Source organism: Sphingomonas rosea (assembly GCF_039538065.1).
GTDB lineage: Bacteria > Pseudomonadota > Alphaproteobacteria > Sphingomonadales > Sphingomonadaceae > Sphingomicrobium > Sphingomicrobium rosea.
Map to the genome: position 1 here is coordinate 2396675 of NZ_BAABBR010000001.1, position 18075 is coordinate 2414749.

At 69.2% G+C, this 18075-nt stretch carries 18 protein-coding genes and 1 riboswitch; of the genes, 5 read left to right on the plus strand and 13 right to left on the minus strand.

The window, feature by feature from the left end:
* Positions 1-25: 25 nt before the first annotated feature.
* Positions 26-1159 carry an acyl-CoA dehydrogenase family protein gene (locus ABD693_RS11830; protein WP_344697273.1) on the plus strand — a complete coding sequence of 378 codons (1134 nt, stop codon included), beginning with the start codon at positions 26-28 and terminating at the stop codon, positions 1157-1159.
* A 21-nt stretch (positions 1160-1180) separates the two neighbouring features.
* On the opposite strand, the gene ABD693_RS11835 is transcribed toward ABD693_RS11830, so the two are convergent.
* The 3 genes from ABD693_RS11835 to rpmE all read right to left on the minus strand — a co-directional run bounded on the left by ABD693_RS11835 (position 1181) and on the right by rpmE (position 3522).
* The gene (locus ABD693_RS11835) at positions 1181-2515 is read right to left on the minus strand and encodes a terminase large subunit domain-containing protein (RefSeq protein WP_344697274.1); all 1335 of its coding nucleotides are present in this window, start codon (positions 2513-2515) and stop codon (positions 1181-1183) included.
* Between the two features lie 133 nt (positions 2516-2648).
* Positions 2649-3188, minus strand: coding sequence for a GNAT family N-acetyltransferase (locus ABD693_RS11840; RefSeq protein ID WP_344697275.1), 540 nt, complete (start codon positions 3186-3188; stop codon positions 2649-2651).
* Between the two features lie 103 nt (positions 3189-3291).
* A complete protein-coding gene (gene rpmE, locus ABD693_RS11845) occupies positions 3292-3522 on the minus strand; it encodes a 50S ribosomal protein L31 (protein ID WP_344697276.1) in 231 nt (76 codons plus the stop codon).
* Between the two features lie 115 nt (positions 3523-3637).
* A riboswitch (adenosylcobalamin-variant (AdoCbl-variant) riboswitch) is annotated at positions 3638-3730 on the plus strand.
* A gap of 94 nt (positions 3731-3824) precedes the next feature.
* Between rpmE and ABD693_RS11850 the strand changes: the two genes are divergently transcribed.
* Genes ABD693_RS11850 through ABD693_RS11865 form a run of 4 tightly spaced genes read left to right on the plus strand, consistent with a single transcriptional unit; the run spans position 3825 to position 8047 of the window.
* Positions 3825-5648: a TonB-dependent receptor plug domain-containing protein gene (locus ABD693_RS11850; protein ID WP_344697277.1), complete on the plus strand. Its 1824-nt coding sequence runs from the start codon at positions 3825-3827 to the stop codon at positions 5646-5648.
* Positions 5614-6369 (plus strand): ABC transporter substrate-binding protein, encoded by a 756-nt coding sequence (locus ABD693_RS11855; protein WP_344697278.1) that lies wholly within the window; start codon positions 5614-5616, stop codon positions 6367-6369. Before ABD693_RS11850 ends, ABD693_RS11855 begins: the two co-directional genes overlap by 35 nt.
* Positions 6366-7322 (plus strand): FecCD family ABC transporter permease, encoded by a 957-nt coding sequence (locus ABD693_RS11860; RefSeq protein ID WP_344697279.1) that lies wholly within the window; start codon positions 6366-6368, stop codon positions 7320-7322. The genes ABD693_RS11855 and ABD693_RS11860 overlap by 4 nt, the downstream gene beginning before the upstream one ends.
* Positions 7319-8047 carry an ABC transporter ATP-binding protein gene (locus ABD693_RS11865; RefSeq protein ID WP_344697280.1) on the plus strand — a complete coding sequence of 243 codons (729 nt, stop codon included), beginning with the start codon at positions 7319-7321 and terminating at the stop codon, positions 8045-8047. Before ABD693_RS11860 ends, ABD693_RS11865 begins: the two co-directional genes overlap by 4 nt.
* Here ABD693_RS11865 and fabZ read toward each other — a convergent pair.
* The 10 genes from fabZ to tsf all read right to left on the minus strand — a co-directional run bounded on the left by fabZ (position 8013) and on the right by tsf (position 17946).
* Complete coding sequence (gene fabZ / locus ABD693_RS11870) at positions 8013-8489, minus strand: 3-hydroxyacyl-ACP dehydratase FabZ (protein ID WP_344697281.1); 477 nt, start codon at positions 8487-8489, stop codon at positions 8013-8015. The two genes, ABD693_RS11865 and fabZ, sit on opposite strands and share 35 nt — an antisense overlap.
* A gap of 4 nt (positions 8490-8493) precedes the next feature.
* Complete coding sequence (locus ABD693_RS11875) at positions 8494-9099, minus strand: OmpH family outer membrane protein (RefSeq protein WP_344697282.1); 606 nt, start codon at positions 9097-9099, stop codon at positions 8494-8496.
* Positions 9099-11750, minus strand: a complete 2652-nt coding sequence (gene bamA / locus ABD693_RS11880; protein WP_344697283.1) for an outer membrane protein assembly factor BamA — start codon at positions 11748-11750, stop codon at positions 9099-9101. Before bamA ends, ABD693_RS11875 begins: the two co-directional genes overlap by 1 nt.
* Positions 11751-11872: 122 nt before the next feature.
* The gene (locus ABD693_RS11885) at positions 11873-13003 is read right to left on the minus strand and encodes a M50 family metallopeptidase (protein WP_344697284.1); all 1131 of its coding nucleotides are present in this window, start codon (positions 13001-13003) and stop codon (positions 11873-11875) included.
* Positions 13003-14157, minus strand: coding sequence for a 1-deoxy-D-xylulose-5-phosphate reductoisomerase (locus tag ABD693_RS11890; RefSeq protein ID WP_344697285.1), 1155 nt, complete (start codon positions 14155-14157; stop codon positions 13003-13005). The genes ABD693_RS11885 and ABD693_RS11890 overlap by 1 nt, the downstream gene beginning before the upstream one ends.
* Complete coding sequence (locus ABD693_RS11895; protein WP_344697286.1) at positions 14157-14804, minus strand: phosphatidate cytidylyltransferase; 648 nt, start codon at positions 14802-14804, stop codon at positions 14157-14159. Before ABD693_RS11895 ends, ABD693_RS11890 begins: the two co-directional genes overlap by 1 nt.
* Positions 14801-15544: an isoprenyl transferase gene (locus tag ABD693_RS11900; protein ID WP_425567298.1), complete on the minus strand. Its 744-nt coding sequence runs from the start codon at positions 15542-15544 to the stop codon at positions 14801-14803. The genes ABD693_RS11895 and ABD693_RS11900 overlap by 4 nt, the downstream gene beginning before the upstream one ends.
* Positions 15545-15611: 67 nt before the next feature.
* Entirely contained in the window at positions 15612-16169 is a 558-nt protein-coding gene (gene frr, locus ABD693_RS11905; protein ID WP_344697287.1) for a ribosome recycling factor, read from the minus strand.
* Positions 16170-16172: 3 nt separating this feature from the next.
* Positions 16173-16898 (minus strand): UMP kinase, encoded by a 726-nt coding sequence (pyrH, locus tag ABD693_RS11910; protein ID WP_344697288.1) that lies wholly within the window; start codon positions 16896-16898, stop codon positions 16173-16175.
* Between the two features lie 115 nt (positions 16899-17013).
* Positions 17014-17946, minus strand: coding sequence for a translation elongation factor Ts (tsf, locus tag ABD693_RS11915; protein ID WP_344697289.1), 933 nt, complete (start codon positions 17944-17946; stop codon positions 17014-17016).
* Positions 17947-18075: the final 129 nt, after the last annotated feature.

An 18075-nucleotide genomic window follows, 5' to 3' on the forward strand; every position in this document is an offset into this window, starting at 1 on the left:
TGGCGCAAAGGCAAGGGAGAACCAAGTGCTCGATACCTCGCAGCGGACCCTGTTCGATTCCGAGCACGAAGCGTTCCGCGACACCGTCCGGCGGGTCGTCGCCGGGCTCGACACCGACCGCCACGAACGCGAGGGGATCGTCGAGCGCGAGGCGTGGCTCAAGGCGGGCGAGGCCGGAATGCTCTGCCCGACCGTCCCCGAGGAATATGGCGGATACGGCCTCGACTTCCGCTTCAACGCCATCGTGGGCGAGGAAGTGAGCTATGCCGGGAGCGCCGCGGGCTGGTCGCTCCAGAGCGACATCGTCGCCGACTATATCCTCGCCTACGGCTCGGAGGAGCAGAAGAAGAAGTGGTTGCCGCGGATGGTCACCGGCGAGGCGATCACCGCCATCGCGATGACCGAGCCCGGCGCCGGCTCCGACCTTCAGGGCATGAAGACCATCGCGCGCAAGGACGGCAACGGCTGGCGCCTGTCGGGCTCCAAGACCTACATCACCAACGGGCAGGCCGCCGACCTCGTCATCGTCTGCGCCCGCTCGACCGAGGAAGGCGGCGCGCGGGGCATCAGCCTGTTCCTGGTCGAGACCGGCGACGAAGGCTTCACCCGCGGCCGCAACCTCGACAAGATCGGGCTTCACGGCAACGACACGTCCGAGCTGTTCTTCGACGAGGTCCACCTTCCCGCCGATCGCCTGCTCGGACCCGAGAATGGCGGGTTCGGCATGCTGATGAGCCAGCTCCCGCAGGAGCGGCTGTCGATCGCGGTCCAGTGCCAGGCCGCCGCCCAGCGCGCCTTCGATCTCGCGGTCGAATTCACCAAGGACCGCAAGGCGTTCGGCAAGACCGTGTTCGACTTCCAGAACACGCGCTTCACGCTGGCCGATTTGAAGGCCCGGCTGCAGGTCGGCTGGGCGCATCTCGACTGGGCGATCCAGCGGCACCTGAAGCACCAGCTCACCCCCGCCGAGGCGAGCGCGGCCAAGCTATGGCACTCCGAGCTCCAGTTCGACGCCTGCGACATCTCGCTCCAGCTTCACGGCGGCGCGGGCTACATGAACGAATATCCGATCGCCCGACTGTGGCGCGACGCGCGCGTCACCCGGATCTACGGCGGCACGAGCGAGATCATGAAGGAGCTGATCGCGCGGTCGATCTGAGCCTCACCGTCGTCCCTGGGGCTAGTCCGGCGGGTCGTCGAAGCTGCGGATGCCCGGGCCGACGCGCCGCCTCGTCCCCGTATCGCTGAGCTTCGTCAGCGCCCAGACCATCGCGTCCGCCCGGTCGGGACTGCTCCCCGGCCCTTCATAGCCCCCGCCCGCGATCAGCCCGCAGAGCTGGCGCTCGAGCTCGGGAAAGCTGCGGTGCATCCGGACCTTGCCGCGCTCGAACAGGATGGCGATCGGCTCGGCCCGGGCCGACTTGTTGACCGCCGCATGGACCAGCCCGACCGACAAATCGTCGCCTTCGTGCTGGAGGATGACGTCCCGGACCATCGAGCCGCCCTGGTTGCCCTCGGCGACGATCTGCACCGAGCGCCCGTCCTCCAGCCGGTCCTGGTTCGATCGGGCCGCGTCGGCGACCTTGCTGCTCCAGATCTTGGGACTGCTCGCCGCGATGCTGTGGTCGTCGAGCACATGGTAATTGCCCGCCACGTCGCGCCCGCACACGACGATCCCGCAGGTCCCGTCGCGTGCCGGCGGATCGACCCCGATGGCGACGCTTTCCATCGCCGTGCCGTCGGGCTCGCCCTCGCGGCTCTCCGCGATCATCTCGGGCGTCCACAGCGCGCCCGGCGGCGGCGGAAGCTCGCCGTAGAGCTCGACCTTGCCCTTGTGCGTCGCGCCATATTTGTCCTTCATCTTGCGGACGAAGACGGCGCCGAGATGGGGATTGTCGAAGGTGGTACCGCGGGTGGTCGCGGTGTTCCGGGCGGCGAGGATGTCAGCGAGGATCGGGCTTGCCGAGGGCGTAGTGGTGATCAGCGCCTTGGGCCGCTCGCCGAGGCGAAGCGCGAATTGCAGATTGTCCCACGTGGCCTCGGCCTTGCGCCATTTCGCCAGCTCGTCGCACCAGGCGAGGTGGAACTGGAAGCCGCGCAAACGCTCGGGATTGGCACCCGAAAAAAGCTTGCCGATCGAGCCGCCGACGAAGTGGATCTCACCCCGGCTCGGGACCCATTTCTCGAGCACGTCGGGGCGGATGGTCATGATTCCCGTGGCGCCAAGCACCATCACGTCGCGCGCTTCCTCGACCGTCGCCGAGATGAGCGCGATCCGCATCTTCCCGTGGGCGAGCACCTGCTCGGCGAGCCATTCGGCCCCGGCCTGCGTCTTGCCGAAACCGCGCCCGGCGAGGATCAGCCACTGGTCGTGGTCGCCCTCGGGTTCGAGCTGACCGGCATGCGCGCGCTCGGACCAAGGCCGCAGGGCCTCGTCTGGCTGGTCCTCGGCGGGACCGAAAGGATGGTCGTTGATGGGGCCGTGTCCCGGCTGACTGCACCGCCCGGCAGGCAAGGCCGGCGACGGACGGCATGGGCCATCACGTCACCGGCAGCGCCCCCGCGCTCGAAAGGGACAATGCCGCTTCCGACCCGCGCAGGAAGCCTGCCCAAATCCTACATGTCAAGCAAAAACGAACCGTATGGGTTTAAATGCGCGACCAGGCGGGACGCTGGAGGACGTGGGTCGGCCCGTGATAATCGATCAGGTGCAAGCGGTTGAAGCCGAGCTTTGCCGCGAGCTTCAAACTGGGCTCGTTGCCTTCGCTGATGATCGCCCAGACGGGCGTGGGATCGAGCGTCGCTTCGGCCCAGTGCAGCACCGCCTCGCAGCCCTCGCGCGCCATGCCGGTGCCGTGGGTCTCGCTCGCCATGATCCAGCCCATCTCGGGCTCGTCGCCGAATTGCGGATCGAAGTCGCGCCAGGCGGTGAACAGGCCGATGTTGCCGAGCAGGCGGCCGTCGTCCTTGGCCTCGACCGCCATCGAGCCGAAGCCGTTCATCTCCCAATTGCCGATCGCGGCGCACAGCCGGCGCCAGCATTCCTCCTGCCCCATCGGCTCGGGCCCGAAATAGCGGTGGACGGCGGGCTCGGAGAGGATTGCGTGATAGGGGCGGAAATCCTCCTTGCGCCAGCCGCGCAGGCGGAGGCGTTCGGTTTCGATGATCGGTGCGGCGCGTCCAGGCATGAAAAAACCCCCGTGGGTCCGGTTCTTGGGCCGGGCCACGGGGGCTTTTCTAGCGCGTTGCGCGCGGAAGCAAACCGGACCCGGCGAGGCCGGGCCGCGGGGCTTACTTCTTGCCGAGGGTGAGACCGCCGAAGCGCTTGTTGAAGCGCGCGACCTGGCCGCCCGCGTCGAGCAGCTTGCCCGAGCCACCGGTCCACGCCGGGTGGGCGGTCGGATCGATGTCGAGGTGGAGGGTGTCGCCTTCCTTGCCCCAGGTCGAACGGGTCTGATACTTGGTCCCGTCGGTCATCTCGACGGTGATCATGTGATAGTCCGGGTGGATCCCGTTCTTCATGGCAACATTCCTCGTGGATGTGGCTGGTTCCGACCAGCCTTGAAAAGGTGCCGCGCCCCTAGCCGAAGCGCTTCTCCTTGACAAGGCGCGCAGGCCCGGCGGACAAGGCGCGCGGGATCAGACCCGAGGAAGCCGGTGCAAATCCGGCGCTCTGCCCGGAACGGTGAGTGCGTGGCTTTCATGCACAAGTCCGATCGTCGGCCTGATCCGTCGTCCGTTCGACCGCCCGGGACCAGGCGGAAGGCGTGGCCTGGCCTCCGTGACGACTGAGTCTGAATGTCGTCATCGAAAGGTCTGATTCCGTGTTCTTTTCCGATCTGCCTCCGCCGCCCCCCGCGGCGGACACCATCGTCGTTACCGCCAGCCGCGTGCCCGAGCCGCTTGGCGCCACGCCCGCCAGCGTCACCGTCATTCCGCCCGAGCGGGTCGAGCGCCTCGGCGAGCCTTTGCTCGCCTCGCTGCTCCGACTGGTGCCCTCGGCGTCGCTGTCGCAAGCCGGGCCGGCAGGCTCGCAGAGCCAGGTCCGGATCCGCGGCGCCGAGGCCAATCACACGCTCCTGTTCATCGACGGGATCCGCGCCAATGATCCCGCCGCGGGCAACGAGCCGCGTTTCGAGCTCCTGTCCGCCGACCTCGGCGACCGGATCGAGGTAGTGCGCGGACCGCAATCGGCCCTGTGGGGCAGCGAGGCGATCGGCGGCGTGGTGTCGCTGACCGCCGCGCCCCGTACCGGGGCCAGCGCCGAGGTCGAGGGCGGAAGCCACGGCTTCGGCCGCGTCAGCGCGTCGGGTGGGGTCGAGCAGGGCAAGGTGACGCTCGGCCTCGCCGCCGGCCTGCAGGGCGCGAAGGGCATCAACGCCGTGGCGGGCCCGGGCGAGCGCGACGGCTATCGCAACGCGACGCTGCGCGGCCGACTCGACTGGAAGAGCGGCCCGGTCACCCTCTCGGCGAGCGGATTCGCGGTGCGGTCGCGAACCGACTTCGACGGCTTCGACCCCGTCTTCTTCACCCGCGCCGACACGCTCGACCGGACCCGCAATCGGCTCGGTGCCGGGCGGATCGGCGCGCGCTATGAGGACGGCGGCTGGATCGCCTCGGCCGGGCTGTCGCGGATCACCTCGCGCAACATCAACTATCTCGCGGCCGAAGAGCAGAACCGGACGAGCGGCCGCCGCGACACCCTGACCGGCGACGTCTCCCGGGAGATCGCCGCTGGGCACCGCCTCACGCTGGCGGCCGAGGCGAGCCGCGAACGGTTCATCGCGTCGGACGTCATCTACGGGGGTTTCACCGACCAGCGCCGCAAGCGCGACCAGTCGGCGCTGACCGGCGAGTATCGCGGCGACATTGGCCCGGTGACCCTCACCGCCGCGCTCCGCCGCGACCATTTCAGCGATTTTCAGGATGCAACCACCGCGCGAGCGGGCGGCCTCGTCCGCCTCGGCGGCGGGGTGCATGTCGCGGCGAACTGGGGCGAAGGCATCGCGCAGCCGACCTTGTTCGACCTCTACGGGTTCTTCCCGGGCAGCTTTCGCGGCAATCCGGCGCTTCGCCCCGAGCGGAGCCGCGGCGGCGAAGTCTCGCTGCGCTACGCCAACGGCCCATGGCGGGCCGGCGCCACCGTCTATCGCCAGCGGCTGACGAACGAGATCATCGGCACCTACGACCCTGTCACCGGCCTGTCCTCGGCCGCCAACAGCGACCAGCGCAGCCGTCGCAAGGGCGTCGAGATTGAGGGCGGATGGAGCCCCGGCGAGTGGCTGTCGCTCACCGCCACTTATGCCGCGCTCGACGCGACCGAGCCCGCGGGCCGCGAACTGCGCCGTCCGCGACATAGCGGGTCGGTCGCGGCCGACGGCGTTGCGGGCCGGTTCAGCTATGGCGCGGCGCTGAGCTACACCGGCGCCCGGCTCGACCGCGACTTCGACCTGTTCCCGGCGCCGCTGGTCCGGCTCGACCCCTATTGGCTGGCGAGCGCGCGCGTCGCCTATCGCGTCAACGAGGCGGTCGAGGTGTTCGGGCGGCTCGCCAATGCGTTCGACGATCGCGCGGTCGACGTGGTCGGCTATCGCTCGGAAGGGAGGACGGCTTATGCCGGCATCCGCCTGGGCCTTGGCCGCCGCTGAGGCGGTGCGCGCGGCGAGCCTCAACCTGTGCACCGACGAACTGCTCCTGTCGCTCGGGCGGCCGGAGCAGATCGTCTCGGTCAGCCATCTCGGACGTAACGCGCAAGAAACCGCGCTGTGGCGGCTGGGACAGCGCGTCCCGGCCAATGACGGCAGCCTCGAAAGCGTCGCCGCGCGGCGCCCGACCCTGCTCCTGTCGATGGGCGGGAGCGGGCGCGCGCGGGCAAGCCTTGCCGCGAAGCTCGGGATCCGGCTGATCGACCTCTCCTATCCCACGAGCCCGGCGGAGGTCGTGCGGCAGGCCGAAACGGTCGCCGCCGCGCTTGGCCGTCCGGAGGCGGCGCGGCCCTATCGCGCGGCGCTGGCGCGGCTCGTGGCGACCCGCCAGTCGCTTCGGCCCGGCGCCTTCCTGTCGGGCGGCGGGCAAAGCCTGTCGCCCGGCGGGCTCGGCGCGCAATGGCTGGCGCTGGCGGGGGTTCGCCAGATCGCGTTGCCGGGCGGGCGCCTGACCTTGGAAGGCCTCGCAACCGACCCGCCCAAGCTCCTGATCCGAAGCGATTATCGCGAAAGCCAGGCGAGCCGCGGCACGGCCTGGCTGAAGCATCCGCTGGTCGCGCGCCTCGCCCCGCGCACGGTTCGCACCGATGGCCGCGCCTGGACCTGCGGGGGCCTGCCGATGCTGGCCGAAGTGGCGCGGCTGCGGCAAGTCATGCCTCGATGAGCGCCGGGCGGATCCTCCTCTTGGTCGCACTGATCGCGATCCTCGCGGCGCTCGCCATGCTGTGGCCGCTTGGCCCCCTGCAGGGTCCGCCCGAGGTCACGCGGCTGGTGCTGGTCGAGCTGCGCCTGCCCCGGCTGCTTCTCGCGCTCGGCTATGGCGCGACGCTCGGCCTCACCGGCGCGGCGCTGCAGGCGCTGTTCGCCAATCCCCTCGCCTCGCCCGACCTCACCGGCGCGTCGAGCGGCGCGGCATTGGGCGCGGTGGTGGGTTCGACCTTCCTCGGTTTCGTCGGCCCCCTCGGTCTGGGGCTGAGCGGCGCGGCCGGAGCACTCGTCGCGCTGGCGTTACTGTTCGCGCTCGCCGGAAAGCGGTCGGACAGCGCGACGCTGCTGCTGGCCGGCCTCGCCATCAGCATTTCGGCGGGCGCGCTGACCAGCCTCGCGCTCGCCCTCGCCCCTTCGCCCTTCGCCTTCTACGAGGCGTTCGACTGGCTGATGGGGAGCCTCGTCGACCGCAGCCTGCCCCAAGCCGCCGCCGCGCTCCTGCCCGCCGCCCTTGCCGGGGCATGGCTGTTCGGGCGCGCCACCGCGCTCGACCGCCTGGCCCTTGGCGAAGAGGTCGCCGCCTCGCTCGGGCTCGATCCCGCGCGCCTTCGCCGCGAGGTCGTGCTGTGCGCGGCGGTCGCGGTCGGAGCCTGCGTCGCGGTGTGCGGCGCGGTGGGCTTCATCGGGCTGATCGCACCGGTGATCGCGCGGGTCTGGGTGCGCGGGCATCCGGGACGGGCGCTGCTCCCGGCCGCCTTGCTGGGCGCGGTACTGCTGACCGCCGCCGACCTCCTCACCCGCCTCGCCCCGCTCGGCCGGACGATCCCGCTCGGCGTCGTCACCGCCGCGGCCGGCACGCCGCTCTTCCTGTGGGTGCTGCTGCGGATGCGCTGGAGGCTGGCGCCATGACGTCATTGCTTGAAGCCCGCGGGATCGCGGTGCCGGGGCGGCTCGACCCGCTCGACCTCGCTGTCGCGGCGGGCGCGATGGTCGCGCTCATCGGCCCCAACGGCAGCGGCAAGACCAGCCTGCTGCGCGCGCTGGCGGGCGTGCCGCCGCGGTCGGGAATGGTGAGCATCGATGGCGAAGACGTCGCTGCCGCCGCGCCTGCCCGGCGCCGCAAGCTCCTGTCCTTTCTCCCAGCCTCGCGCGAGGTCGCCTGGCCGATCCCCGTGCGCGACGTCATCGCGCTCGGGCTCGACCAGCCCGATCCGGCGCGGGTCGCGGAACTGCTGGCCGCGCTCGACCTCCATCCGCTGGCCGAGCGGCCGGTCGACAGCCTGTCCACCGGCGAGCGCGCGCGGGTGCTGCTGGCGCGGGCGCTCGCCCCCGCCCCGCGCCTGCTGCTTCTGGACGAGCCGCTGTCGAACCTCGATCCGGCGTGGAGCCTGCGGATCGTCGATCTCTTCCGCGCCGCCGCGGCGACCGGCACGGCGCTGCTCGTCTCGGTCCACGACCTGACGCTCGCGCCTGCGTTCGACCGCGTGCTGATGCTCTCGGGGGGGAGACTGGTCGCCGACGACGCGCCGCAAGCCCTGCTCGGCTCGGCGCTGTTCCGCGAGGTGTTCGAGGTGGAGCCCGCCGAAACCGGCTGGCGGCTCAGTCCTTCGGGGGATCGGCGATCATCGCCGTGAAATTGGCCTCGGCGGCGAGCTTGCCGTCGACAAAGGCCTGGCCGGCGAACTTGCACACGCTCGAGCGCTTCTGAACGAAGCTGACCTTGAGTTCGAGCAAGCAGCCCGGCTCTACCGGCGCGCGGAACTTGGCGCCGTCGATCGCCATGAAATAGACGAGCTTGCCCGAGCCCTTGAGCCCGAGGCTCTCGACCGCGAGCACGCCCGCGGCCTGCGCCAGCGCCTCGACGATCAGCACGCCCGGCATGATCGGGCGGCCGGGGAAATGCCCCTGGAAGAAGGATTCGTTGATCGTCACCGCCTTGATGGCGGTGATGCGCTCGTCGATCACGAGTTCGGAAACCCGGTCGACGAGCAGCATCGGATAGCGATGGGGCAGCGCCGCCATGACCGCGCGAATGTCGCGCGTTACGGTCGCTGCCGCGCTGCCCCCCTCGCTCATCGGCTTAGCGGCCCGCCGGACGCGCGGCCTGCGGCTGCGCCTGCTGCGGAAGCGGGGTGACGCTGACCGACGGGAGTTGCGCGTTGAGCGCCGCGAGGACGTCGTTGGTGATGTCGACGCTGTTCGAGCGCGCGAGCGTCGCGTCGGTGCTGACGGCGACGTTGGCGCCCTTCTGCGTCATGACGGTGTTGATCACCGGGCCGAGACGCGCGTCGATCTGCTGGCGGACATTGGCCTGCGTCGACTGGAGGTTCTGCTGGAGGCGCTGAAGCTCCTGGTTGGCGGTGTTCTGCTGCTGCTCGAGCTTCTCGGCGCGGGCCTTGAGCGCGGCCGGCGGGTTGGTCCGCTGCGCGGCGGGAAGCGCGTTGAACGCCGTCTGGATCGCCTGGGCCTCGGTCTGGATCGGGCCGGCGAGCGCCTGCTGGCGCGACTGGAGCTGCTGCGCCTGGCTCTGCAGGGTGGCGACGGCCGAACGGCAGGCGGTGCACTCGGTGTAGACGCGGTCGGTGTCGACCACGGCGACGACGGCGGCCGGGATGCGGGTCTGGGCGGCGGCAGGAGCCGCAACCGCAGTGGCCGCGAGCGCGGCAAGAACGAGCTTCTTGGTCATCAGAATTGAGTCCCTACGTTGAATTGGAAGAGCTTGGTGTCGTCGCCATCCTGCTTGAGCAGCGCCTTGGCGAGGTCGATGCGAAGCGGGCCGAACGGCGAGTTCCAGTTGACGCCGACGCCGATCGAGAGGCGCGGGCTGGCGCTGTTGCCGAGGAAGTCCTCGCGGTACAGCGGGCTGAAGGTGAGCGTCTCGCCGGTCTGCGCGGTGCCGCAATTGGCCTGCGTCTGGCCCGGGTTCAGGATGACCTGGCGCGACGAGCCCGGAACCGTCCCGGCCGCCGGGATGACGAAGCTGCAGACGCCCGGAATGTCGATCGTGTTCGGCCGCTTCAGCTTGAACAGCGAACCGGCGTCCACATAGACCGACGGGCGCAGGCCGAGGCCGCGCGCGCCGGCACCGAGCGGGATTTCGAGCTCGACACGGCCGAAATAGTAAGCGCGGCCACCGAGCGCGTCGGTGATCTGGCCAGTGCTTTCCAGCGTCGAGCCGTCACCCGTGTAGTTGGTGCGGCGGATGCGAGGGCCGATGCCGCGCAGGTCGAAACCGCGCAGCTGCGGGGTGAAGAAGCGGTCCGAGATGCGGATCGGATCGACGCCGACGCGCTTGGCTTTCTGCAGCGGCTGGATGATGCCGCCCTCGGCGCGGGCCGAGAGGATGAAGCCGCTGCGGCCGATGCCCCAGAATTTGGCGCCCTCGCCGCGGGTGCGGATGTAGCGGACGTCGCCGCCGAGGCCTGCGAAATCCTGGCTCAGCACGAGGCGCTGGCCGCGGGTCGCGCGGACGCCGTTAGTGTTGTCGAACACCAGGCTGTAGCCGAGCAGCGAGGTCGTGCGCTTGCCGATTTCGTCGCACAGATACTGGCCGGCCTTCTGCGGGTCGCAGACGCCGTTGGTGTAGAAGGTGGCCTTATCGAGCGTGATGTCGTCGAGGTTCAGCGTGTAGCGAAGCCCGAAGTTCACATATTCGTTGACCGGGAAGCCGAGCGAGAAGCCGCCGCCGGTCTGGTTCTGGCTGTACGTCGTGTTGCGCGTATTGCCGATGTAGTTGAAGCTGTTGAAATCGCGGCGATAGAGCTGGCCGCCGAGCAGGATCGACTTGTCGAGGAAGTAAGGCTCGGTGAAGCCCAGCTGGATCGACTTCGAATAGCGCGAATAGTTGATGCCCGCCGAGAGCGACTGGCCCATGCCGCGGAAGTTGTTCTGCTCGACCGACAGGGCGAGGATGAACCGCTCGAGGCTCGAGTAACCCGCCGAGACCTGGAGCTGGCCGGTCGGCTTCTCCTCGACGTCGACGTTGAGCGCGACCCGGTCGGGAGCGACCTGGTCCTGCTTGATCTCCAGCTTCTCCTGGAAATAGCCGAGGCTCTGGATGCGGTCCTGGCTGCGCTTCACCTTGATGGTGTTGAAGGCGTCGCCTTCGTTCAGGCGGAACTCGCGGCGGATGACCTTGTCGCGGGTGCCGGTGTTGCCCGAGATGTTGACCTTGTCGACATAGGTGCGCGGGGTCTCGCCGACGCGGAAGGCGATGTTCATCGTCTTGGTGTCGGCCTGGCGGTCGTAGGCCGGGTCGATCTCGGTGAAGGCGTAGCCGAGCAGGCCGGCGCTCTCGTTGAGGCGAGTCACCGCATCCTCGATCGCCTTGGCGTTGAACCAGTCGCCCTTCTTGATGCCCGCGATCTTGAGGATCACGTCATTCTTAAGGTCGCGCAGCTCGCTCTCGGCGGTGATGTCGCCGAACTTGTAGCGCGGGCCTTCCTCGACGACGTAGGTGATGACGAAGTCGCGGCGGTCCGGGGTCAGCTCGGCGAGCGCCGAGACGACGCGGAAGTCGGCGTAACCTTCGGTCAGGTAGAAAGCGCGAAGCTTCTGCTGGTCGGCCGCGAGGCGGTCGGGATCGTAGGTGTCGTTCGACTTGAGGAAGCCCAAGGCACCGCCGGCCTGGCGCGTGTACATTTCCTTGCGCAGGCGGCTGTCGGGAAACTGCTCGTTGCCGATGATGTTGATCGCGCGGACCTTCGACAGGTCGCCTTCGGTGATCTCGAACACGAGATCGACGCGATTCTGGTCGAGATTGACGGTCTTGGGTTCGACGCGGGCGCCGAAGCGGCCCTGGCGCTTGTAGAGCTCGATGATGCGCTCGACGTCCGAACGGACCTTCGAGCGGGTGAAGATCTGGCGCGGGGCGAGGCGGATCTCGGGGAGGATCTTGTCCTCCTTCAGCCGCTTGTTGCCCTCGAGGACGATGCGGTTGATGACCGGATTTTCCTGCACCACGATGACGAGGTTGCCGGTGTCGGCGCCCTCGATCTGCGCGTCGCGGAAGAGCTCGGTGTCGTAGAGCGCCTTGATCGCGGTATCGAGCTTCTCGGCGTCATAGGCCTCGCCGGGGTTGAGCCCGGCATAGGAGCGGACCGTCTCGGGCTCGAGGCGCTGGGCACCGCGAACGGCGACCGAGCGGATGATGCGCTGCTGAACCGGCGCGGCCGCAGCCGGGGCGGCGGTGGTGGTGGTCGGCGCTGCCGGCGCGGGCTGGGCGGTGGTCGCCGCCTGCTGCGCGAGCGCTGGCGACGCCCAGCCGCCGATGATCGTGCCGAGCAGCAGAGCCGCCTGCGTGCGGCGGACCAGAGCCTTGTTCGGGTGTGAACTCACGTAATCTTTCCCCGCCTCGGTGAAATGAATTTGCCGGACTTTTTCGGTTCGGGCCTGCCGACGACGGCTTGCCCTTTAGCGGCGGGCCGGTGCCCCGCCAACCCGTCATTGATCAAGCGGCCTCAGCCCAACAATCGCCCCAATGCCTGCCACAGACCGACCGACGACAGATCGTTCAGGGTCGCCACCAGCATCAGGGTCAGAAGGGCGGCAAGACCGCCGCGAAACAGCCACTCCTGTGCTCTTGCCCCGAGCGGCCGGCGGCGTGCTGCCTCGACCGCGTAGAGCGCGAGATGACCCCCGTCGAGCATCGGAACTGGCAGCAAGTTGATGAACCCGAGGTTTATCGAGAAAAAGGCCAGCAACTGCACGAATTCGAACGGTCCGAGGCTGGCGACCTGGCCCGCGAGCTGCGCCATCTTGACCGGCCCGCCGAGCTCGGTGAGCGGGCGGCGGCCGGTGATGATCTGCCACAGGCCGACCATGGTGCCGTGAATGACGGTGCCGGTGACCTTGACCGCCTCGGGCAGCAGCTGGAGCGCGCCGACCTTCTCGTAGACCAGCTTGCCCGACCCGATGCCGAGCCGCCCGACGCGATATTGCTGGCCGAAGCGGTCGACCTCGGTAACGGTGGCGATGGTGACGTCGAGGTCGGCGGCTCGGCCGTCGCGGACGTAGCTGAGCCGGAGCGGCTCGCCCGGGCGCAGCCGGGTGAGGTCGGTGAGGTCGGTGAAATCGTCGATCGCGCTGCCGTTGGCGCTGATGATCCGGTCGCCCGGACGAAGGCCAGCGGCAGCCGCCGGCGACCCCTCGAGCACGGTCGCGACCACGGCGGGGGCACGCGGCGCGCCGTAGATGGCGATGAACGCGGCGAAGATCAGGATGGCGAGGAGGAAGTTGGCGACCGGTCCCGCGGCGACCACCAGGGCGCGCTGCCACACGGGCTTGCCGTGGAAGGCGCGCAGCCGCTCGTGCGGCGGAAGCTTGTCGAGCCCCTGCCCCATGCTCGCCGGATCCATGTCGCCCGCGAACTTGACGTAGCCGCCGAGCGGCAGCCAGCCGATCTTCCAGCGGGTGCCGCGCTTGTCGGTCCAGCCCGCGACCTCGCGGCCGAAGCCGATCGAGAAGGTGTCCGCGCCGATCCCGAACCAGCGGCCGACGATGTAATGGCCATATTCGTGAATGAAGACGAGCGGGCCGAGCGCCGCGAAAAAGGCCAGCAGGATGAACCAGATGGGCGGCGTTGCGAGCATCAGGCGGCAAAGTCTCCAAGGCGGGCGCGCGCCGCGTCCCGGACCTCGGCATCGAGCGCGAGCACCTCTGGGATGGTCTGGGGAAGCGGTCGGTCCATGGCGGTCAGCAGCGTTTCTACCAGCGCCGCGATGGCGGGGAAATGAATATGGCCGGCAAGGAAGGCCTCGACCGCAATCTCGTTGGCGGCGTTCAAGGTGAGCGGCGCCGCCCCGCCGCGCTTCAGGGCCTCGCGGGCCAGCTTCAGCGCCGGGAAGCGGACGGGATCGGGCGCCTCGAAATCGAGCCGGGCGACCTGCAGCAGGTCGAGCCGGCGCGCAGCGGTCGCCATGCGCTCGGGATAAGCGAGGATGTGGCCGATCGGCACCCGCATGTCGGGCGAACCAAGCTGCGCCAGCATCGAGCCATCGGCATATTCGACGAGGCTGTGGATTACCGATTGCGGGTGGACGAGGATGTCGATCCGGTCCTCGGGCAGCGCGAACAGGTGATGCGCCTCGATCAGTTCGAGGCCCTTGTTCATCATGCTCGCGCTGTCGACGCTGATCTTGGCGCCCATCGACCAGTTGGGATGCGCCACGGCCTCAGCCGGCGTGACCGTCGCCATCTGCTCGGCCGAGAAGGTCCGGAACGGCCCCCCGCTCGCGGTCAGGATCAGGCGTGAGACGCGGTCGCAATCCTGCCCCGCAAGGCACTGGAAGATCGCATTATGTTCGCTGTCGACCGGAAGCAGGGTCGCGCCCGTGCGGCGGGCCTCGTCCATCATCAGCGCGCCCGCCGAGACGAGCGCTTCCTTGTTGGCGAGACCGATGGTCTTGCCGGCGCGGACCGCGGCCATGACGGGCGCGAGGCCCGCGGTGCCGACGATCGCGGCGATGACGAGGTCGGCGCTGGTGGCGGCCTCGGCAAGCGCCCCCTCGCCCGCCGCGGCCGCGATGCCGGAGCCGGCGAGCGCGTCGCGAAGCTCGCCGAGGCGGGCCTCGTCGGCGATGACGGCGAGCCTGGCGCGGGTCCGCCTCGCGTCCTCGGCAAGCTGCGCGACGCTGGTCGCGGCGGTCAGCGCGGTGACCTCGAACCGTTCGGGCGCGGCTTCGACGAGGTCGAGGGTCGAGCGGCCGATCGAGCCGGTCGCGCCGAGAATGGCGATCCGCTTCATCAGCCGAGCCCCGCCAGCACGCCGAGCCCGGTCAGCATGGCAACGGGCAGCAACCCGTCGAGCCGGTCGAACACGCCGCCATGGCCCGGAATAAGGCGGCCGCTGTCCTTGACCCCGGCGCGGCGCTTCATCCAGCTTTCGAACAGGTCGCCGCCCGCGGCAAAGGCCGCGAAGACGGGCGCGAGCAGCAGCCAGGCGCGGTCGAGCCCGGCGAAATTGGCCCAAATGCCGCCGATCAGGGTGGCGGCGATGACTCCGCCGGCAAAGCCCGACCAGGTCTTGTTGGGGCTGATCGACGGGGCGAGCTTGGGCCCGCCGAAGCTGCGGCCGGCGAAGAAGGCGCCGATGTCGGCGCTCCAGGTGACGATGAACGCCCACAGCACGAGCTCGAAGCCGTGGCTCCCCTGGGGCACCCCGCCGCGCTCGCGCACCCACAGGAGCGCGATTGTCGGCAGCAGCGCGTAGAGGAAGCCGCCGATTTTCCACGCGGCGCCCCAGCCGCGGGTCAGCTTCGACCATTCGTAATAGATGGCGGTGGCGGCCGCGGCGGCGAGCAGCGCGAAGACCGTTCCGCCGAGCCACTCGGCGACGAGCGCAGCGACGATCAGGATGACGCCGGTGACCGAGCGCAGGGCGACTTCGTTCATCGCCCGCCGAACCGTCGCTGGCGCCGCGCGAATTCGGCGAGGGTCGCGGCAAAGGCCGCTTCGTCGAAGTCGGGCCAGAGCGTGTCGGTGAAGACCAGCTCGGCATAGGCGGCTTGCCACAGGAGGAAGTTCGACAACCGGACTTCGCCCGAAGTGCGGACCAGCAGATCGAGGGGGGGCAGGTCGCGGGTGTGGAGGAGGCTCTCGACCGCCGCGATGTCGATCGTGGCCGGGTCGATCTCGCCTGCCTTGGCGCGCTCGGCGAGCGCCCGCGCGGCGCCGACCAGCTCGGCTTGGCTGCCGTAGTTCAGCGCGACGACGAGCGTCAGCCGGTCGTTGTCCTTGGTCTCCTCGACTGCCTGGGACAGGCGATCGTAGAGGTCGTTGCCGAAGGCCGCCGGCTCGCCGATCAGCTTGAGGCGGACCTTCTCCTTCTGGAGCGTGCCGAGCTCGCGCTCGAGGTAGAAGCGCATCAGCCCCTTGAGGTCGCTGACCTCGTCCTCGCTCCGCCGCCAGTTCTCGCTCGAGAAGGCGTAGAGGGTCAGCACCTCGACCCCCGCGTCGGCCGCGGCCTGCATCGTCCGGCGAACGGCTTCCGCCCCGGCGCGGTGCCCCGCGACCCGCGGCAAGCCGCGGCGCGCCGCCCAGCGGCCGTTGCCATCCATGATGATGGCGACGTGGCGGGGGGTGGCCTTTTGCCCTTCGACTTCGCGCTCGGCGCTCCGCCCGGGACGAACGATGGGGTCGGACACGGTCAGCTCGTTCGTGCTGAGCGACGTCGAAGCACGGTGCCGGTTCGACGCGACCTCACTTGCCGAGGATTTCCTTTTCCTTGGCCGCGGCGACCGAATCGACTTCCTTGATGGTGTCGTCGGTCATCTTCTGGACCTCGGTGTCGAGCCGCTTGTGCTCGTCCTCGGCGATTTCCTTCTTCTTTTCGTCGGTCTTCAAGGCGTCCATCGCGTCGCGGCGGACATTGCGCACCGCGATCCGGGCCTTTTCGGCATATTGGCTGACGAGCTTGGCGAGCTCCTTGCGGCGCTCCTCGGTCATGTCGGGGATCGGCAGGCGGATCATCTGCCCGTCGGTGATCGGGTTGATGCCGAGGCCGGCCGAGCGGATCGCCTTTTCGACCGCGTTCAGGTTCGAGCGGTCCCAGACCTGGACCGAGATCATCCGCGGCTCGGGCACCGAGACGGTCGCGACCTGGTTCAGGGGCATCTTGGCGCCATAGACCTCGACCTGCACCGGATCGAGCAGCGCGGTCGAGGCGCGGCCGGTGCGAAGTCCGCCCAGATCGCTCTTGAGCGAGTCCACCGCGCCGCTCATGCGGCGCTGGGTATCGGCCTTGTCATAGGCTGGCATGGATCAGTTTCCCTCCTGGTTCTGAACGATCGTGGCGGTCCCCTCGCCCGCGAGCACCTTGGCGAGATTGCCCGGCTGGCGGATGTTGAAGACGACGATCGGGATGTCGTTGTCGCGGCACAGCGCGACCGCGGCCGCGTCCATGATCTTGAGGTCCTCGGCCAGCACGCGGTCGAAGCCGATGGTCTCGTAGCGCTTGGCGTTCGAGTCCTTCTTGGGGTCGGCCGAATAGACGCCGTCGACGCTGGTGCCCTTGAACAGGGCATTGCACTTCATCTCGGCGGCGCGGAGCGCGGCACCGGTATCGGTGGTGAAATAGGGCGAGCCGACGCCCGCGGCGAAGATCACCACGCGGCCCTTGGCGAGGTGGCGCTCGGCGCGGCGGCGGATGACGGGCTCGCACACCTGGTCCATCTTGATCGCCGACTGGACGCGGGTCTCGACCCCCATCTGCTCGAGCGCATTCTGGACCGCGAGCGCGTTCATCACGGTCGCGAGCATGCCCATGTAGTCGGCCTGGGCCCGGTCCATGCCCTTGGCCGCGCCGGCCATGCCGCGGAAGATGTTGCCCCCGCCGATGACGAGGCAGAGCTCGAAGCCGGCTTCCTTGGCGGCCTTCACCTCGGCCGCCATCGAGGCGACGGTTTCGGGATCGATGCCGAACTGGCCCGGGCCCATCAATGCCTCGCCCGACAGCTTCAGCAGGATTCGGTTGAAGCGACGGGGCATGAGGATGTGGGGCTCCGGACAAAAGGAAGGGCGGAGGCGCTTCTATGCAGCCCCCGCCCGAAAGCCAACCCGTCATGCCGGACTTGATCCGGCACGACGGGGTCAGATGCTGGTGTCAGGCGACGCCGGCCGCAGCGGCGACCTCGGCGGCGAAGTCGCTCTGCGCCTTCTCGATGCCTTCGCCGAGCTGGAAGCGGACGAAGTCCTTGACGGTGACGCTGCCGCCGGCCGCCTTGGCTTCACCGGCGACCCAGTCCTGGACCGGGGTCTTGCCGTCGAACACGACCGCCTGGCTGAGCAGCGCCGATTCCTTGCGGAACTTGTCGACCGGACCCTTGAGGATCTTCTCGGCGATGTCGGCGGGCTTGCCGGCAATCTTGTCGGCATTCTTCTCGCGGGCGATCGCGGCTTCGCGCTCGATGATCGCCGGGTCGATGTCGTCGCCGTTGAGCGCCAGCGGCGCGGCGGCGGCGATGTGCATCGCGAGCTGACGGCCAAGCGCTTCGAGCTTGTCGGCCGGGGCATCGCCCTCGAGCGCGACCAGCACGCCGATCTTGCCCATGCCGGGCGCAGCGGCGTTGTGGACGTAGCTGACGACGGCGCCCTGCGAGACTTCGAGGCTCTTGGCGCGGCGCAGGTTCTGGTTCTCGCCGATGGTGGCGATGTTCTCGGTCAGCGCTTCCTCGACGCTCTTGCCGTTCGGCATGGTCGCCTTCTTGAGCGCCTCGACGTCATCGCCGGTCTCGAGCGCGAGCTTGGTCACGTCGCGGACGAAGTTCTGGAACTGCTCGTTCTTGGCGACGAAGTCGGTTTCCGAATTGACCTCGACCACCACGCCCTTGGTGCCCGAGACGGCAGCGCCGACCAGACCCTCGGCGGCGGTACGGCCGGCCTTCTTGCCCGCCGAAGCGAGGCCCTTGGCGCGCAGCCAGTCGATCGAGGCTTCGATGTCGCCGCCATTTTCGGCGAGCGCCTTCTTGCAGTCCATCATGCCAGCGCCCGAGCGCTCGCGCAGTTCTTTCACCAATGCGGCCGTGATCTCAGCCATGTGTCTTGTCCTTGCTTCTCCCCTCCCGCTGGCGGGAGGGGTTGGGGGAGGGAATGTCGTTGCCGGAGGAGAGCGTCACCACCGTGACAGGCCCTCCCCTTCGCCGCTCTGCGGCTCGTCCCCTCCCGC

What these genes read in the sequence shown, in the direction of transcription:
- ABD693_RS11840 (WP_344697275.1), bottom strand. Translation starts at nt 3,188, where the DNA reads ATGCCTGGACGCGCCGCACCGATCATCGAAACCGAACGCCTCCGCCTG.
- rpmE (WP_344697276.1), bottom strand. Translation starts at nt 3,522, where the DNA reads ATGAAGAACGGGATCCACCCGGACTATCACATGATCACCGTCGAGATG.
- ABD693_RS11855 (WP_344697278.1), top strand. Translation starts at nt 5,614, where the DNA reads ATGCCGGCATCCGCCTGGGCCTTGGCCGCCGCTGAGGCGGTGCGCGCG.
- ABD693_RS11860 (WP_344697279.1), top strand. Translation starts at nt 6,366, where the DNA reads ATGAGCGCCGGGCGGATCCTCCTCTTGGTCGCACTGATCGCGATCCTC.
- ABD693_RS11865 (WP_344697280.1), top strand. Translation starts at nt 7,319, where the DNA reads ATGACGTCATTGCTTGAAGCCCGCGGGATCGCGGTGCCGGGGCGGCTC.
- fabZ (WP_344697281.1), bottom strand. Translation starts at nt 8,489, where the DNA reads ATGAGCGAGGGGGGCAGCGCGGCAGCGACCGTAACGCGCGACATTCGC.
- ABD693_RS11875 (WP_344697282.1), bottom strand. Translation starts at nt 9,099, where the DNA reads ATGACCAAGAAGCTCGTTCTTGCCGCGCTCGCGGCCACTGCGGTTGCG.
- ABD693_RS11885 (WP_344697284.1), bottom strand. Translation starts at nt 13,003, where the DNA reads ATGCTCGCAACGCCGCCCATCTGGTTCATCCTGCTGGCCTTTTTCGCG.
- ABD693_RS11890 (WP_344697285.1), bottom strand. Translation starts at nt 14,157, where the DNA reads ATGAAGCGGATCGCCATTCTCGGCGCGACCGGCTCGATCGGCCGCTCG.
- ABD693_RS11895 (WP_344697286.1), bottom strand. Translation starts at nt 14,804, where the DNA reads ATGAACGAAGTCGCCCTGCGCTCGGTCACCGGCGTCATCCTGATCGTC.
- frr (WP_344697287.1), bottom strand. Translation starts at nt 16,169, where the DNA reads ATGCCAGCCTATGACAAGGCCGATACCCAGCGCCGCATGAGCGGCGCG.
- pyrH (WP_344697288.1), bottom strand. Translation starts at nt 16,898, where the DNA reads ATGCCCCGTCGCTTCAACCGAATCCTGCTGAAGCTGTCGGGCGAGGCA.
- tsf (WP_344697289.1), bottom strand. Translation starts at nt 17,946, where the DNA reads ATGGCTGAGATCACGGCCGCATTGGTGAAAGAACTGCGCGAGCGCTCG.